The organism is Roseivivax sp. THAF30, from assembly GCF_009363575.1.
In the GTDB taxonomy this organism is placed as follows: Bacteria; Pseudomonadota; Alphaproteobacteria; order Rhodobacterales; family Rhodobacteraceae; genus Roseivivax; species Roseivivax halotolerans.
Genome location: NZ_CP045389.1, coordinates 2,368,800 through 2,385,571 on the forward strand (window position 1 = coordinate 2,368,800; position 16,772 = coordinate 2,385,571).

The following is a 16,772-nucleotide window of genomic DNA, read 5'->3' on the forward strand; positions in this document are numbered from 1 at the left end:
GCCTCTCATGCGGGTGCGGGCTCTGCCTCGGGCTTGAGAGTGCGCGCAGCCAGCCAACTGAGCGCCACGAAGACGGCCGCCGTCGCAAGGCACAGGGGCAGCCCCCCGATCTGGTAGCTGAGCCCGGACATCAGCGTGCCAAGAAGGCGACCCGCGGCGTTGGCCATGTAGTAGAAGCCCACATCCATCGTCACCCGCTCCGACCCCGCGAAATTGAGGATCAGGTAGGAATGCAGCGCCGAGTTGACGGCGAAGATCGCGCCGAAGACCAGAAGGACGACGACGATGGTGACGGTAAGCCAGGTCGCAGGCTCTCCCGCGATCCAGACGAGAAGCGCCAGCGCGGCAGGCAGCGCGAAGAGCCGGCCGGTCCATGCCTGCGCCTCGGGCACCAGCTCCGCCTCGGGGCGGTCTGCGGCGCGCAGGAGCTTCGGGGCGGATGCCTGCACCGCGCCGTAAAGAATCGTCCAGACGGCCATGAAACTGCCGATCATGAAGAACGCCGCGCGGTTGCCCTCTTCGGTGCCGTCGGACAGCACCGCGTAGAAGTAGATCGGGATGCCGACCACGAACCAGACATCGCGCGCACCGAAGAGGAAGACCCGCGCGACCGAGAGCCGGTTGATGTTCTGGTCCTTGGAGATCACCTCGGAGAACTTCGCATCCTTGCGCCCGACCGGCAGCCCGGACGGCATTTTGAGCGCGATCGCGGCGAGGATCACCGACAGCACTGCCGCCATCGCCAGAACCGAAGCGGTGAAGCCAAGCAGCGCCAGCAGGCCAGCGCCCAAAAGGAAGCCCACGCCCTTCACCGCGTTCTTGGACCCCGTCAGAACCGCGACCCATCGGAAGAGCCCGCCTTGCGCCTTGGGCGCGAGCGTCTTCACGGCACTCTTGGCCGAGGTCTTGGCAAGATCCTTGGCGACGCCCGATGCGCCTTGCACCGCCATGACATAGGCGACCGACGCCCAGAGCGCCCATCCCGGATCGAGCGCGGCGAGCGCCAGCAGCGCCACGACCTGAAGGCCGAGCCCGGCATAAAGCGTCGAGGTCATCCCGAACCGCGCCGCGATCCAGCCCGCGCAGAGATTGGTGATGATCCCGGCAATCTCGTAAAGGATGAAAAGGTAGGCCAGCTGCACGGGCGAGAAGCCGAGCGTGTGGAAGTGCAAGAGCACCAGCATCCTCAGCGCGCCATCGGTGAGCATGAAGGCCCAATAGGCCGCCGTCACCGCGATATAGGCGGAAAGCCCGTCCTGCCGCGCCGCGCTCATAGGGACGCGCCCACCATGCGCGCCACGTCGACGAGGCGGTAAGCATACCCCATCTCGTTGTCGTACCACGCATAGATCTTGGCCTGCGTGCCGTTCACCACCATCGTCGAAAGCGCATCCACGATGCCCGAGCGGGTGTCATTGGTGTAATCGGCCGAGACGAGCGGGCGCTCCTCGTAGCCGAGAATGCCCTTCAGTGGGCCCTCTGCGGCCTCCTTGAAGAGCGCGTTCAGCTCCTCCGTGGTGGTCTCGCGCTCCATCTCGAAGACGCAATCGGTGATCGAGGCGTTTAGGAGCGGCACACGGACGGCGTGCCCGTTGAGACGTCCCTTGAGCTCGGGATAGATCAATGTGATCGCCGTGGCAGACCCCGTGGTCGTCGGAATGAGCGAGGTCAGCGCGGAGCGCGCACGGCGGAGATCCTTGGCGGGCCGGTCCACGATGGTCTGCGTGTTGGTGACATCGTGGATCGTTGTGATCGAGCCGTGCCGGATGCCGATCGCCTCGTGCACGACCTTCACGATCGGTGCGAGGCAGTTCGTCGTGCAGGAGGCCGCCGTCACGATCCGGTGCTCCGCAGGGTCGTAGATGTCGTGGTTGACGCCGTAGACGACATTCGCCGCATTGCCGTCCTTCACGGGCGCGGAGACCACGACCTTCTTCACACCAGCCTCGAAATACGGGGCAAGCTTGGCTTCGGTCTTGAAGACGCCGGTGCAGTCGATGACCACATCGACGCCATCCAGCGGCAGATCCTCGATCCGGCGTTCGGAATGGACCGGCAGGCGCGTGCCGTTCACCGTGATGCTGCCTGCATCATGGGCGAACTCGGCGTCCCAGCGGCCATGCACGGAATCGAATTCCAGAAGATGCGCGTGCATCTCGGGATCGCCGACCGCGTCGTTGATCCAGGCGATCTGTGTGCCTTGGTCGATCAAGGGTTTCAGCGCAAGTTTTCCGATACGGCCAAGGCCGTTCAGCGCGTAGGTGGTCATGCGGGCTCCCCGGCATTGGTCTGGCCGATGTCATCGACGGCGCGTTGCAGCGAAATCCGGTCGAGCGTGCCGATGGGCAGCACGACGAAGGCCTGAATACGATTGCGAAGGGCGCCATAGGCGTGCTGGAAGGCGAGGCTCTTCTCGGCATCGGTGCCGACCGTCTTCACCGGGTCGGGCATACCCCAATGCGCGCTGACAGGCTGGCCTGCCCAGGCCGGGCAATCCTCGTTTGCCGCGCGGTCGCAGACGGTAAAGACGAAATCGAATTGCGGCGCGTCCGGGCCCTGGAATTCCTCGACATTCTTGGCGCGCAACGCGTCGATATCGTAGCCTTTCTTGCGAAGCGTCTCCACCGCGAAGGGGTTCAGCTCCGAATAGGGCCTGGTGCCCGCCGAATAGACGTTGAAGCGATCTCCACCCTCCCGGCGCAGGATCGATTCAGCGAAGATCGAGCGGGCGGAATTGCCCGTACAGATAAAGAGAACGTTGTATTTGCGGCTGGGCATGATCGCGTTTCCTTCTGGCGGGTGGAATGCGGATGGCCCGCAGAGATCCGGGCGGCCCCGGCAGCACTCCGCGAACAGGAAATCCATCAATCCCCGCGATCTCGTCGCATCGAGCCGGTAAAGCAGCGAGCGACCCTCACGGGACTGAGTAATCAGACCGACGCGACGCAGGGATGACAGGTAGGTGGAGGCGGTATTGGCGCGCGCGCCGATCGCGTCGGCCAGCTCGCCCGCCGGAACGGCATCGGGATAGCGGCGCACAAGGAGCCGAAAGAGCGCGAGGCGCTGCGGATGGCCGAGGACGGCGAGCTGATCTGCGTGATACGATTCCATATTTCGGGAAATAGTGAAATATGACGCGAGTCGTCAAGAGCCTTTCGCCCGTTGCGCGGGCGGGAGCGAGGGGCCAGCCCCTCGCGCTCCCCGAGGTATTTTCACCAATCCAAAGAGGGGGCGCGGCGCGCCCGTCAGGTCGTCTCGCGCTCTGCCCAGCCGGCGAAGACGCGCTCGAGAAAGACCACCGCGTAGTAAAGCGCGATGCCGAGCACTGCGAGCGCGATCAGCACCGCGAACATCAGGGGATAGTTCGAGTTCGTCTGGCCCGAGAGGAACAGCGCGCCGAGGCCGCGCCCGTGCGGCGAGACGATCTCCACGAGATTGGTGCCGATGAAGGCAAGCGTGACCGAGACTTTCAGCGCGCCGAAGAATTCGGGCAGCGTCTTCGGCAGCGCGATCTTGCGGAAGATCGTCACCCGGCTCGCGCCGAGCGAGCGCAGGATGTCCCGATATTCGGGTTCGAGCGTCGAGAGGCCGATCCCGACCGAGACGGCGATGGGGAAGAAGGAGATGAGGAACGCCATCATCACCGTGTTGAAATCGTGCTGGCCGATGAAGAGGAGCGCCAGCACCGGCACCAGCGTCGCCTTCGGGATCGCGTTGAACCCCACGAGCAGCGGATAGAGCGCATCGCGCATGATGCGCGAAAAGCCCATGACCATGCCGATCAGAACGCCGACGATCACCGCCAGCAGAAGACCCGCGACCGTCCGCCAGAGCGTTTGCCAGGCGCCGACGAGGAACAACTCCCAGAACCGCGCATAGGCCTGCGGCAGATCGGAGGGAGAGGCCATGACGTAGTCGGGCCAGCCGTTGAGGCGAACGAGTGCCTCCCAGAGAACGAGAAAGACAAGGATGGCGGCGATTGGCACGCCGATTTTCTGAAGGCTTTCCATCACTGCGCCTCCGCCGCGCCGCGCCCTTGGGCGATCTTGATCTGGTCGCGCAGGATATGCAGCATCTCGCCCGCCTCGCGCTCGTAGAGAATGTCGATGGTCCGGTCATCCGGAAGGGTCACGTCGAGCACGTATTGAGTGCGCGCGGGTCGGCCCGACAGGACGATCACCTGGTCGCCGAGAAAGACGCTCTCGCGCAGATCATGGGTGATGAGGACTGCGGTGAAAGGCTCCTTGGCGCGCAGATCGCGCATGGTCTGCCAGAGATCCTCCCGCGTGAAATTGTCGAGCGCGCCGAAGGGCTCGTCCATGATCAGCACGTCCGGTTTGTGCACGATGGCGCGGCAGAGCGAGGCGCGCTGACGCATCCCGCCCGAGAGCTCGGAGGGACGTTTGCCCTCGAAGCCCGACAGCCCCACCATCTCGAGCAGCGCCTCGGCGCGGGCCACGCGGTCGCGGCGCGGCATCGAGGGAGCGACGATCTCGAGCGGCAGGATCACGTTGTCGAGGATGTTGCGCCATTCGAGAAGGACGGGATTCTGGAAGGCCATGCCGACGGTCTTGCGCGGGCTCGTCACGCGCTTGCCGTGCAGCCAGACCTCGCCCTCGTCGGGACGCATGAGGCCCGCGACAAGGCGCGTCAGCGTGGACTTGCCGCAACCCGAGGGACCGACCACCGCGCAGAATTCCGATTCCGCCACCTGGATGTCGAGCCCGTCGAGCACGGGCAGCGGGCCGGCCTTTGTGCGGTAGGCATGGCGCACGCCCTTGATGTCGATGAGATTGTCCATGTCCCCTGCCCCTTTGCCTTGCGGACCGGAGGCGCATGGCCCCCGGTCCGGTCGTTTTATTCGGACAGCATCCGCGCCTCTGCCTCGGGCAGGTAGCTGTCGTCGAAAAGCGCCGCGATGTCCGGCTCGTTCTGGAACTCGTAGACCGTGCGCGTCTGTTCGATGGCGGCAGCAAACCGCTCGGGGTCGATTCCGCCCATACCGTTCTCGGCGACGTAATCGGTCAGGACGTTGGCCTCGATCGACAATTGCAGACGGCGCTGTTCGAGATCGGCATCGGCCGCCGGGTTACGCTCGAGGAGCGAGGCGATGGCCGCCTCGGGGTCGGAGATCGCCGCCTGCCAGCCTTCGGCGATGCCGGTCAGGAAACCTGTCACGGCTTCTGGGTTCTCGGAGGCGAAGTCGGTGTTCACGATAATCGCGTTGCCATAGAGATCGACGCCGTAATCGGCCATCAGAAGCACCGAGATGTCGTCCTCTGGGACGCCGAGCCGGATGAGGTTCAGCGTCGAGGAGAAGGAAAAGCCGGTGACGGCGTCCACCTCGCCCGAGGCCAGCATAGGCTCGCGGGTCGGAAAGCCCACGGGCTCCACGGTAATCGCATCCATGTCGAGATCGTTCTCGGCGGCGAAGATCGGGAACTGCGCCCAGGCGCCGTCCGGCGGCGGCGCGCCGAGCGTTGCGCCTTCGAGATCGCCGGGCGCTTCGATGCCCTGGCTGATCCGGCCGACGACGGCGAAGGGCGGCTTGTCGTAGACCATCATCACCGGAACGACGGGCGCGCCGGGGTTCTGGTCGAGAAAGCGAATGACCGAATTGATATCGGCAAAGCCGACCGGGAAGGCACCCGTGGCGACTTTCGGGATCGCGTCGAGCGAGCCCTGACCTTCGGTGATCGTCACCTCGAGGCCCTTGTCTGAAAAGATGCCCTGGTCGATCGCAAGGGTGTATGGCGCGGCGGGACCTTCGAACTTCCAGTCGAGTGCGAAGGGCATCGAGGTCTGCGCGAGCCCGGCGCTGGCGATCAGCCCGAACGCGGCGGCGGCGAAAGAGGTTTTCAGCATGTACGTCTCCCTGTTGACGGGCCATCTTTATCGGGACGTCTGATGGCTTGGCCGCTACCCTTGCGCGGCGCAGGCCAGTGAACCACAGCCGATGCCTGCACTCGACCATTTTTTCGGCGCCCTGCCGATTTTTCGAGCAATCCTGAAAGGCCATTGCCGCAGGTCGCACCTTTCCGTGAGGGCCGAGACCGCTATCTGTCCGGTCCATGACGCATTTTTCGCTCGCTCTGCCGCCCCGCATCGCATTTGGCAGGACTTGTTCGGACGCTGCGCCGGACGCTTGTCTCGTATTGGGGCAGCGCGTTCTGATGCTCCGAAGTCCGTCCGTTTCCGCTGCGGGCCGGATCGGCCGCGCGCTGGAGGAAAAAGGCGCGGAGCTGGTCGCGGAAGACCATCGCGGCGAGCCGACGATCCACGCGCTCCGCGCCGCGCTCGACCGCTGGCGGAAGGCCCCGCCTGACGTGATCCTCGCGATTGGCGGCGGATCGGTGATCGACATGGGAAAAGCGCTGGCGGCTTTGCTGCCGCAGCCGGGTCCGGCCGAAGATCATCTCGAAATCGTGGGGGCCGGGCGTCCGCTCGACGCGCCGCCACTGCCTGTGATCGCCGTGCCCACCACGGCGGGCACGGGAGCCGAGGCGACAAAGAACTCGGTGATCGGCGTGCCGGAGGCGGGTCGAAAAGTGTCCTTGCGCGATGCGGGGATGATCCCGGCCCGCGCTTTCGTCGATCCCGCCCTCACCGATGAAAGCCCGCGCAACGTGACGCTAGCGTCGGGGCTCGATGCGATCACGCAAGTGATCGAGCCGTATCTCTCCGCGCGGGCGAACCTCGTGACGGATGCGCTCTGCCGCGACGCGATCAGCCGCGGAATCGATGCATTGCACTGGCTGATGGCCGAAGAGAGCGCCGAGGCGCGGGACACGATGGCCTATGTCAGCCTGATCGGCGGTATCGCCCTCACCAATGCGGGGCTTGGTGCCGTTCACGGGCTTGCGGGCGTGGTCGGCGGTCAGACGGGGCTCGCGCACGGTGCGATCTGCGGACGGCTCCTCGTGCCAGTCCTCAGGGCCAACGAGGAGGCGCTGGCGGTGGACCGGGACACCGCGCGGATCGATTTCGTCGCGCGCATCCTTGCGGACCAGTTCGGGGTGCCGAAGATGGGGGCATTCGACGCCTTCCAGGACTGGATTGACGACCAGGGCCTGCCCTATATTCCGCGGCCTGAAAACAGTGAGACAGTGTTGGGCAGCTGGGCCGAGGCGGCGGCGGACGCCTCCTCGATGAAAGCCAACCCGGTCCCGTTGCCGCGCGAGAGGCTTGCCGCGATCCTGTCCGAAGCCAGCGCCTGATCCGCAATATCCCGCGAAGGGCGGCGCGTCACGTCAATCGGCTGCTCCTCCCGGCGGTTCCGATCTCCGAACGCCTATCCTGTCACCGTTGGAGCGCGGCCGGCTGAGCCGACCTCCTCGGCCACGTCCGTCAGCCGTTCGGCCAGCGGGTTCGAGGCGCGCCAGATCATGCCGACGCTGCGCTTCGGACGCGGATCGGCGAAACGCGCGACCGACACGCGGGCCGAGCGCGTCTCGACCGGCACGGCCATCTCGGGAATGAGCGTTACGCCGATCCCCGCGCCGACCATCTGAACGAGCGTCGCGAGCGAGGATCCCTCGAGCCCTTCGCGCGGCAGGTTCGACGTCATCTTGCAGAACGACAGGGCCTGGTCGCGAAAGCAGTGCCCCTCTTCGAGGAGGAGAAGCCGCATCCGCGCCAGTGCCTCTCCGTCGGGCACCGGCAGGTCGGCATCGGCTTCGGGCCGGATCAGCACGAAATCCTCGTCGAAAAGCGCTGTCTCCGACAGGCCCGGCTCCGAGACCGGCAGCGCCACGATGGCCGCATCGAGCCGTCCATCACGCAGCTCCTCGATGAGGCGTTGTGTGACGGTCTCGCGAATATGGATGTCGACCTCTGGAAACCGCTCGCCGAGCCGCGCGATGACCCTCGGCAGAAGATACGGCGCGATCGTCGGAATGACCCCGAGGCGAAGGCGCCCCGAAAGGCCCTCCCCGGCTGCGCGCGCCATATCGGAGAGCTCGTCCACCGCGCGCAGCACCTCGCGGGCACGGGCGGTGAACTCCTCTCCGAACGCCGTCAGCCGCGCGGCGCGCGCACCGCGCTCCACCAGTTTGAGGCCAAGCGATGCCTCAAGCTCGCGGATCTGCACCGACAAAGCAGGCTGTGAGATCGACGACGCCTCTGCCGCGCGGCCGAAATGTCCGTGACGCGCAAGCGCGTCGAGATAACGAAGCTGTCTCAGGCTGAATTCGCTCAAAAGAAAGAGTTATCAAAACCATTCCCAAAAGCAAATTTTCTTCATAGCTGGAGGATGCTAAACACAGGCACAGATCACTGCGCCGGGGGAATCGTTCCGGCTGCACGACAACCCGAGAGGAGAGACAAGATGATGGACGGCAACGATCTTGGCGGCTGCCCGGTCATTCACGGCACTGCCACGCAATCGCGCTTCGGCGGTCGCGGCAACCGGGACTGGTGGCCCAATCAGCTGAACCTGAAGATCCTGCATCAGAACCAGCCTGCCGGTAACCCGATGGGCGGCGATTTCGATTATGCAGAGGCGTTCAAGGCCCTCGATCTCGATGCGGTCAAGACGGATATCGCGCATGTCCTGAAGGACAGCAAAGATTGGTGGCCCGCCGATTACGGCCACTACGGCCCCTTCATGATCCGCATGGCCTGGCATTCCGCCGGCACCTATCGCACCGGCGATGGTCGCGGCGGCTCGGGCTCGGCGAGCCAGCGTTTCGCACCGCTCAACTCCTGGCCCGATAACGGCAACCTCGACAAGGCCCGCCGCCTGCTCTGGCCCGTGAAGCAGAAATACGGCCGGTCGCTCAGCTGGGCGGACCTGTTCATTCTGACGGGCAATGTCGCTCTCGAGGATATGGGCTTCAAGACTTTCGGCTTCGCCGGTGGCCGCGAGGACATCTGGGAGCCCGAGGAAGACATTTATTGGGGCTCCGAAGAAAAGTGGCTCGCCACCTCCGATGAGCCGAACAGCCGCTACGCCGAGGGCCGCGCGCTCGAAAACCCGCTGGCGGCGGTGCAGATGGGCCTCATCTATGTCAACCCAGAGGGCCCGGACGGCAACCCCGACCCGCTGGCCTCGGCGCAGGATATCCGCGAGACCTTCGCACGCATGGCGATGAACGACGAGGAAACCGTCGCGCTCACCGCGGGCGGCCACACCTTCGGCAAGACCCACGGTGCGGGTGACGCGGCGAATGTAGGCGTCGAGCCAGAGGGTGGCGATATCACGGCGATGGGCTTCGGCTGGCTCTCGACCTTCGAGAGCGGCAAGGGCAAGCACGCGATCACCTCGGGTCTCGAAGGCCCGTGGACGCCGACGCCGACGCAGTGGGACATGTCCTATTTCGACATGCTCTTCGGCTACGAGTGGGAGCTGACCAAGTCCCCGGCCGGCGCGCATCAGTGGACGCCGAAGAACATCAAGGACGAGGACAAGGCCCCGCAGGTCGACGGCTCGGACGAGAAGGTCGTGCCGATGATGTCCACCGCCGACATGGCGATGAAGATGGACCCGGCTTACGAGAAGATCTCGCGCCGCTTCCACGCCAACCCGGACGAGTTCGCCGATGCCTTCGCCCGCGCCTGGTTCAAGCTGACCCACCGCGACATGGGTCCGAAGGTCCGTTACCTCGGCAAGGAAGTCCCCGCCGAAGATCTCATCTGGCAGGATCCGATCCCCGAGCGCGATCACGAGCTGGTCGATGCGAAGGATATCGACGCGCTGAAAGCCTCGATCCTCGAAAGCGGCCTGTCCGTGCGTGAGCTGGCCTATACCGCCTGGTCCTCGGCGGCGACCTATCGCGGATCGGACAAGCGCGGCGGCGCCAATGGCGCGCGCATCCGTCTCGCGCCGCAGAAGAGCTGGGAGGTCAACGAGCCCGAGCAGCTCTCCAAGGTGCTCGAGGTCCTCGAAGGTCTGCAAAAGGCGTTCAATGACGGTCAGAGCGGTAACAAGCGTATCTCGCTCGCCGACATGATCGTTCTCGGCGGCAACGCGGCCGTTGAAGAAGCCGCACGCAAGGCCGGCCACGAGGTCGAGGTGCCCTTCACGCCGGGCCGGATGGATGCCACCGAAGAGCAGACCGACGTCGACAGCTTCGACGTGCTCGAGCCCGGCGCGGACGGCTTCCGCAACTACCTCAAGACCGGCTATACCGTGCCGACCGAGGAGCTCTTGATCGACCGCGCGCATCTTCTGACGCTGACCGCGCCCGAGATGACGGTGCTGGTCGGCGGGATGCGCGCGATGGGTCTCAACCAGGGCGAGCGCAAGCACGGCGTGTTCACCGACCGTCCCGGCGCGCTGACCAATGACTTCTTCCTCAATATCCTGTCGATGGATACCGAGTGGAAGCCGGTCGACGAGAACGGGCAGGAATTCGAAGGTGTGGACCGTGCCAGCGGCGAGAAGAAGTGGGATGCGACCCGCGTCGATCTGGTCTTCGGCTCGAATTCGCAGCTTCGCGCGATCTCCGAGGTCTATGCCGAGAACGGTCACGAAGAGAAGTTCGTCGCCGATTTCGTGAAGGCCTGGGTCAAGGTGATGGATGCGGATCGCTTCGACGTGAAGTGAGCCCAGCTCCCTCTGCAAATGAAACGCGCGCCCCGAGGGGCGCGCGTTTTTCGTTCTGAGGCCCCTGCCCTGTCCCTTGAAACCTCAGGGCATCAGAACGGTATCAATGACGTGGATCACGCCGTTCGTTGCCATGATGTCGGCCGTGGTGACGCGGGCATTGTCCACATGCACGCCGTTGCGGCCGTCGATATGCACGTCCGAGCCCTGAACCGTCGTCACCGACATGCGCTGACCGGCAAGCTGGTCGGAGGTCACCGCACCCGGCACCACGTGATAAGTCAGGATCGAGGTGAGCTGGTCCTTGTTCTCGGGGAGCAGAAGGCTTTCAACCGTGCCTGCAGGCAGCTTGGCGAAGGCCGCGTTGGTCGGCGCGAAGACGGTGAAAGGCCCGTCGCTCTTGAGCGTGTCGACAAGCCCGGCGGCCTCCACAGCGGCCACGAGTGTCGAAAAGTCGTCGTTTGCCGCAGCGATATCGACGATGTCGTCTCCGTCATCCATCGCCGGAGCGCAGGCGGCGGCCAAGGCTGCGACGCTGAGCGCGGCGAAGGTCTTGATGGCAAAACGGCGTTTCATGGGACGTCCTTCCTCGGTTTTTTCCAATCTGGGTGCTGCGCCGTCTCGCCCGGCGCTGGTTAGGTTTACGCAACGTCGCCCATGCCGGATCAGTTTTGCCTGTATCGCCACCGGGGCATGGGTTCAAAGCAGCGGACCTGTGGTCTAGGCTCAAAACCTCACCGCCCGTCGAAAGGCCTCGCATGACGCTTTCTCTCGCCCATATCCTCTCGGCCCGGCGCACCTTGCGGGGCGTCGCCGATGCGACCCCCTTCGTGCCGTCGCCGTTCATGACGAAGGCTGCCGGGCAGGACTTCCTGCTCAAGCTCGAGAACATGCAGCCGATCGGGGCCTTCAAACTGCGCGGCGCGATGAACGCGGTGATGGCGTTGTCAGAGGGCACGGCGGGCGTCACCTGCTGCTCCACCGGCAATCACGGGCGGGGCGTTGCCTATGCGGCCGGCCTGCGCGGCATTCGCGCGGTGATCTGCATGTCCGAGCTGGTGCCCCAGGCTAAGGTCGACGGCATCCGGGCGCTCGGCGCTGAGGTGCGGATCAAGGGGCGCAGCCAGGACGAGGCGCTGGCCGAAAGCCTCAGGCTCGTCAAGGAAGACGGACTGGTGGAGATCTCGCCCTTCGATGATCCACATGTCATCGCGGGACAAGGCACGATCGGCCTCGAGATGCTGGAGGCGCGGCCCGATCTGCACACGATCCTCGTGCCTCTTTCGGGCGGCGGGCTGGCGGCGGGTGTCGCGCTTGCCGCCAAGTCGATCAATCCGGACATCCGCGTCATCGGCGTCTCGATGGATCGCGGCGCGGCGATGCACCTCTCCATCGCGGCGGGGCATCCCGTCGAGGTGGAGGAAGTCGCGAGCCTCGCCGACAGCCTCGGCGGCGGGGTCGGGATGCAGAACCGGCTGTCCTTCCCACTCTGCCGCGACCTTCTGGACGACACCGTTCTGGTGACGGAGGACGAGATCTATCAAGCCATGCAGGTTCTTTTCTACGAAGACCGGATCGTCGCCGAGGGAGCCTGTGTGGTCGGCCTTGCGGCAACGCTGGCGGGCAAAGTGCCCGCAGCCGAGGGGCCCGTCGGCACGATCATCACCGGGCGGAACCTCGACATGACCATGTTCCATGACATCATGGCCGGGCGAGATGTGCAGCTCGGCGACGTGACCGTGAAAGGCAAACCCTATGGCGCATGACGTTCGTGTGGTCACGGAGGCCGAACTGCGCGCAGTCGTCGCGCTCGATCTGGAGACGGTCGACGTGATCGAGGCGGCCTTTGCGGCGCTTGCCTCGGGCCGCGTGGTGATGCCGCCGATCCTGTCGATGGAGCTGGCGGAAGCCAATGGCGAGGTCGACGTGAAGACCGCCTATATTCCAGGATTCGACGGCTTCGCGATCAAGGTCTCGCCGGGCTTTTTCGACAATCCCGCGCTTGGCCTGCCGAGCCTCAACGGCTTGATGATCCTCTTTTCCGCCAAGACAGGCCTCGTGGAGACTGTCTTCCTCGACAACGGCTACCTGACCGACATCCGCACCGCCGCCGCGGGCGCGGTGGCCGCGCGGCATCTCGCGCCGTCAGAGATCGAAACCGCGGGCGTGATTGGAACAGGCGTGCAGGCGCGGCTTCAGATGAAGGCGGCGCATCTCGTTCGCCCGTTCTCGAGGCTCTTGGTGCATGGCCGCGACGCCGCGAAAGCGCGCGCCTGCGCCGAGGAACTGGCCGCAGAGCTTGGCATCGAAGCAGACGCGGTGGATGCGGAAACCTGTGTGCGAGAAAGCCAGTTCGTGGTGACGACCACGCCCGCGCGCGACCCTGTGGTTCACGCCGACTGGCTGCATCCGGGACTGCACATCACCGCGATGGGCTCGGACCAGGCCGGCAAGAACGAGATTGCTCCCGAAGCGCTCGCCGCAGCCGATCTTTACGTCTGCGACAGGGTCAGCCAATGCGAGGTCTCGGGCGAGCTTGAAGCAGCGCACGCGGCGGGGCTTCTGAAGGACAGAACGCCCCCAGAGCTTGGAGAGATCGTGGCGGGCACCCATCCCGGCCGCACCGATGCCACACAGGTCACGATCTGCGATCTGACGGGCACCGGCGCGCAGGACACGGCCATCGCGAGCCATGTCTCCACCCGGCTTTCCGGGGCCGGAACGCTCGTGCGCGCCTAGCGCGCGGCGAGGACCGCGCCGATCCGCTCCATCGCCTTGGAAATGTTCGCCTCTGAATTGGCGTAGGAAATTCGCAGGAACCCCTCGCCATTTGCGCCGAACGACGTGCCCGCGACGGTCGCGACGCCCGCTTCCTCGAGAAACAGCGTCTGCGTGTCCATCGAGGTCAGGCCCGTCCCACGAATATCGGCAAAAGCGTAGAACGCCCCGCCCGGATCGGCGCAGGAGACCCCCGGCAGCGCGTTCAGCGCCTCCACCGTCACGATGCGGCGGCGATCGAAGGCGGCGACCATCTCGGCCACAGCGTCCTGCGGGCCGGTCAGCGCCGCGAGCCCCGCATATTGCGCCGAGGCGTTCACGCAGGAATGGTCGTTGATGCAAAGCCGCGTGACGTGATCGACCGCCGCTTCCGGCCAGACCGCGTAGCCGAGCCGCCAGCCCGTCATCGCGTAGGTCTTGGACCACCCATCGAGCAGGATCAGCCGGTCGCGGATCTCGGGATAGCGCAGGAACGAGACATGCTCGCGCCCGCCATAGAGCATTTGCGAATAGATCTCGTCCGACAGGATCGCCACGTGTGGATGCTTTGCGAGGCCCGCGACGAGCGCATCGATCTCGGCTTTCGGCATCACCCCGCCGGTGGGATTGCCGGGCGAGTTCACCACGATCAGGCGCGTTCGATCCGTGATCCGGGACAGGATCGCCTCGGCCTCGGGCGCGTGTCCCAACGTTTCGGACAAGGGATAGGGCACGGCTGTCGCGCCGGAATAAGCGATGGCAGAGCCGTAGATGGGAAAGCCGGGATCGGGGTAGAGAATCTCCGCCCCCGGCTCGCCGAACATCAGCATGGCGAAGAACATCGTGGGCTTGCCGCCCGGCACCGCGACGACGTGGCCCGGATCGACCTCGGCCCCGTGGCGGCGGGCAAGGTCCGCGGCCACGGCTTCGCGCAGCGCCGGAATGCCGTTCGCCGGTGTGTAGCCGTGATGGCCATCCCTCAGCGCCGCAATTCCGGCCTCGACGATATGGGGCGGTGTCGGAAAATCCGGCTGGCCGATACCGAGATTGACGATGTCGTGTCCCTCGGCGGCGAGCGCGTTGGCCCGCGCGAGCACTGTAAAGGCGGATTCCGTGCCCAGCCGCGAGAGCGAGGCGGCAAACCTGAGTTGAGACATTCCCGCATCCTCCCGATTGCGAAGATAATGGCTATCGCCGGGCGCAGGCGGGGGCAAGGGCGCGGTGTTCGGGAGGTTCAAACCGCAGGAGAGGCTACCGTCCGTTGCCTGAAAGCGACATATAATGTCGCATCCGGGCGATTCATCCCTTTACCGTCGTGTCGTGACAGATAGCTTAAGCTGCATCGCGTGTGGTGCCGAAGGTGCCCACGCCACCAAAAATGACAAAGCACAGATAGGGAAGATCATGAAGACACTCGCTTACAGCGCGGCAGCCATAGCGCTTTTCGCCGCCGCACCTGCATTGGCGCAGGAAGATTGCGGCGAAGTCTCCATCACGGAGATGAATTGGGCATCGGCCTCGATCGTGACCAATGTCGCGAATTTCATCCTGACGCAGGGCTATGGATGCGACGTCAGCGTGGTGCCGTCCGACACCGTGCCCGCAATCACCTCGCTCGTGGAGAACGGCGAGCCCGACATCGTGACCGAGCTCTGGACCAATTCCACCGGTGACGCCTATGCCCGCCTCGTCGAAGAGGGCCGCGTACAGGAAATCGGCACGATTCTCGATCCCGGCGGCATCGAAGGCTGGTGGGTGCCTGCCTATCTCGTCGAAGAGCATCCCGAACTCGCCGACGTCGAAGGCGTGCTTGCCAATCCCGACCTTGTCGGCGGGCGCTTCCACAACTGCCCCGAAGGCTGGGGCTGCCGGATCTCGAACGACAACCTGACCGAAGCCTTCGGCGTCGCGGAAGCGGGCATCGAGATCTTCAACCACGGCTCGGGCGAGACGCTCGCAACCTCGCTGGCCTCCGCCTACGAGGCCGAAGAGCCCTGGTTCGGCTATTACTGGTCCCCGACCGCGCTTCTGGGCTCCTACGACATGGTCAGCGTCGATATGGGCCCCTACAACGAAGAGGAATTCCGCAAGGCGACCCAGCCCGATTCCGAGAATGTGGGACGGTCCTCCTTCCCCGCATCGCCTGTGAAAACAGCCGTGATCGCGGACTTTGCAGAGGCACATCCTGCAATCGCTGATTTCCTGTCGAAGATGACCTACCCAACCTCGACCATGAGCGAGATCGTCGCCTGGATGGATGAAAACTCCGCCTCCGCCGAGGAGGGCGCGGTCTATTTCCTGACGAATTACCAGGACGTCTGGGGCGCCTGGCTCGACGAAGGGGCGACACAGCGCCTTCAATCCGTCCTGAACCAGCAGGGCTGAATTCAAGAGCGGCCTCTCGGGGCCGCTCTTCGCTTTTTGGCCGACCGCATGGCCGGTTCCCAAGCACAGGGAGAAACATCATGAAACTTCAACTGACCGCTGGCGCCGTCACCGCGCTTCTCGCAGCACCTGCCTTCGCGCAAGAGAGCTGCGGCGATGTCTCGATCACCGAAATGAACTGGGCCTCGGCCTCCGTCGTGACCAATGTCGCGAACTTCATCCTGACCCAGGGCTACGGATGCACTGTCAGCGTCGTGCCGTCGGACACCGTGCCCGCGATCACCTCGCTCGTGGAGAACGGCGAGCCCGACATCGTGACCGAGCTTTGGACCAACTCGACGGGCGAAGCCTATACGCGCCTTGTTGAGGAAGGCCGCGTGCAGGAACTGGGAGACATCCTCGATCCCGGCGGCATCGAAGGCTGGTGGGTGCCCTCCTACCTGGTCGAGGAGCATCCCGAGCTGGCCACGATCGAAGGCGTGCTGGAGAACCCCGAGCTTGTTGGCGGGCGTTTCCACAACTGCCCCGAAGGCTGGGGGTGCCGGATCACCAACGACAACCTTCTTCCCGCCTTCGGCGTCGAGGAAGCCGGTTTCGAGATCTTCAACCACGGCTCCGGCGAGACGCTCGCAACGTCGATGGCCTCCGCCTTCGAGGCAGAAGAGCCCTGGTTTGGCTATTACTGGGCCCCGACCTCACTTCTGGGCTCTTACGACATGGTCAGCGTCGACATGGGCGAGTTCAACGCCGAAGAGCATGCCAAGGCCACGCAGCAGGACGCCGAGGATGTGGGACGCACGTCATACCCCGCGGCGCCGGTGAAAACCGCCGTCGTGTCAGACTTCGCCGAGAACAATCCCGAAGTGACCGACTTTCTGTCGAACATGACCTTCCCGACCGCCACCATGAGCGAGATCGTTGCCTGGATGGACGAGAACTCGGCCTCGGCAGAGGAGGGCGCGGTATTCTTCCTCACCAATTACCAGGATGTCTGGACGGACTGGCTGAACGACAGCGCGACCGAGAACCTGCAATCGGTTCTGGCCCGCCAGTAAGGCCGTCAGGGGCGATCCTAAATGGATCG

General features: G+C 64.8%; 15 protein-coding genes. 6 read left to right on the forward strand and 9 right to left on the reverse strand.

Annotation, left to right across the window (positions count from 1 at the left end; genetic code table 11):
* Positions 1-5 precede the first annotated feature (5 nt).
* The 6 genes from arsJ to FIU91_RS11545 form a co-directional block, all read right to left on the reverse strand.
* Entirely contained in the window at positions 6-1,274 is a 1,269-nt protein-coding gene (arsJ, locus tag FIU91_RS11520; RefSeq protein ID WP_152462555.1) for an organoarsenical effux MFS transporter ArsJ, read from the reverse strand.
* Positions 1,271-2,269: an ArsJ-associated glyceraldehyde-3-phosphate dehydrogenase gene (locus FIU91_RS11525; RefSeq protein WP_152462556.1), complete on the reverse strand. Its 999-nt coding sequence runs from the start codon at positions 2,267-2,269 to the stop codon at positions 1,271-1,273. The genes arsJ and FIU91_RS11525 overlap by 4 nt, the downstream gene beginning before the upstream one ends.
* Positions 2,266-3,111 (reverse strand): helix-turn-helix domain-containing protein, encoded by an 846-nt coding sequence (locus FIU91_RS11530; RefSeq protein ID WP_152462557.1) that lies wholly within the window; start codon positions 3,109-3,111, stop codon positions 2,266-2,268. Before FIU91_RS11530 ends, FIU91_RS11525 begins: the two co-directional genes overlap by 4 nt.
* Before the next feature lie 134 nt (positions 3,112-3,245).
* Positions 3,246-4,010: an ABC transporter permease gene (locus FIU91_RS11535; RefSeq protein WP_093009988.1), complete on the reverse strand. Its 765-nt coding sequence runs from the start codon at positions 4,008-4,010 to the stop codon at positions 3,246-3,248.
* Positions 4,010-4,801, reverse strand: a complete 792-nt coding sequence (locus FIU91_RS11540) for an ABC transporter ATP-binding protein (RefSeq protein ID WP_093009989.1) — start codon at positions 4,799-4,801, stop codon at positions 4,010-4,012. Before FIU91_RS11540 ends, FIU91_RS11535 begins: the two co-directional genes overlap by 1 nt.
* 56 nt (positions 4,802-4,857) lie before the next feature.
* Entirely contained in the window at positions 4,858-5,865 is a 1,008-nt protein-coding gene (locus FIU91_RS11545; protein ID WP_152462558.1) for an ABC transporter substrate-binding protein, read from the reverse strand.
* A 206-nt stretch (positions 5,866-6,071) separates the two neighbouring features.
* Between FIU91_RS11545 and FIU91_RS11550 the strand changes: the two genes are divergently transcribed.
* On the forward strand, positions 6,072-7,217 hold the full coding sequence (locus FIU91_RS11550; RefSeq protein ID WP_152462559.1) for an iron-containing alcohol dehydrogenase: 1,146 nt from the start codon (positions 6,072-6,074) through the stop codon (positions 7,215-7,217).
* Positions 7,218-7,291: 74 nt separating this feature from the next.
* On the opposite strand, the gene FIU91_RS11555 is transcribed toward FIU91_RS11550, so the two are convergent.
* Positions 7,292-8,197 (reverse strand): hydrogen peroxide-inducible genes activator, encoded by a 906-nt coding sequence (locus FIU91_RS11555; protein ID WP_093009992.1) that lies wholly within the window; start codon positions 8,195-8,197, stop codon positions 7,292-7,294.
* A gap of 132 nt (positions 8,198-8,329) precedes the next feature.
* Between FIU91_RS11555 and katG the strand changes: the two genes are divergently transcribed.
* Entirely contained in the window at positions 8,330-10,546 is a 2,217-nt protein-coding gene (gene katG, locus FIU91_RS11560) for a catalase/peroxidase HPI (protein ID WP_152463722.1), read from the forward strand.
* Between the two features lie 84 nt (positions 10,547-10,630).
* Here the strand turns inward: katG and FIU91_RS11565 are convergent, their stop codons facing one another.
* Positions 10,631-11,122, reverse strand: coding sequence for a fasciclin domain-containing protein (locus FIU91_RS11565; RefSeq protein ID WP_093009993.1), 492 nt, complete (start codon positions 11,120-11,122; stop codon positions 10,631-10,633).
* A gap of 182 nt (positions 11,123-11,304) precedes the next feature.
* Here FIU91_RS11565 and eutB point away from each other — a divergent pair, with 182 nt between their 5' ends.
* Both eutB and FIU91_RS11575 read left to right on the forward strand, forming a co-directional pair.
* Positions 11,305-12,312, forward strand: a complete 1,008-nt coding sequence (eutB, locus tag FIU91_RS11570) for a hydroxyectoine utilization dehydratase EutB (RefSeq protein WP_152462560.1) — start codon at positions 11,305-11,307, stop codon at positions 12,310-12,312.
* Positions 12,302-13,285 carry a cyclodeaminase gene (locus FIU91_RS11575; protein ID WP_152462561.1) on the forward strand — a complete coding sequence of 328 codons (984 nt, stop codon included), beginning with the start codon at positions 12,302-12,304 and terminating at the stop codon, positions 13,283-13,285. The genes eutB and FIU91_RS11575 overlap by 11 nt, the downstream gene beginning before the upstream one ends.
* Here FIU91_RS11575 and FIU91_RS11580 read toward each other — a convergent pair.
* Entirely contained in the window at positions 13,282-14,460 is a 1,179-nt protein-coding gene (locus FIU91_RS11580) for a pyridoxal phosphate-dependent aminotransferase (protein ID WP_152462562.1), read from the reverse strand. The genes FIU91_RS11575 and FIU91_RS11580 overlap by 4 nt on opposite strands.
* A 247-nt stretch (positions 14,461-14,707) precedes the next feature.
* On the opposite strand from FIU91_RS11580, the gene FIU91_RS11585 reads away from it, so the two are divergent.
* Together FIU91_RS11585 and FIU91_RS11590 are read left to right on the forward strand one after the other, a co-directional pair.
* Positions 14,708-15,688 (forward strand): ABC transporter substrate-binding protein, encoded by a 981-nt coding sequence (locus FIU91_RS11585; RefSeq protein WP_152462563.1) that lies wholly within the window; start codon positions 14,708-14,710, stop codon positions 15,686-15,688.
* Between the two features lie 80 nt (positions 15,689-15,768).
* A complete protein-coding gene (locus tag FIU91_RS11590) occupies positions 15,769-16,743 on the forward strand; it encodes an ABC transporter substrate-binding protein (protein WP_152462564.1) in 975 nt (324 codons plus the stop codon).
* Positions 16,744-16,772: the final 29 nt, after the last annotated feature.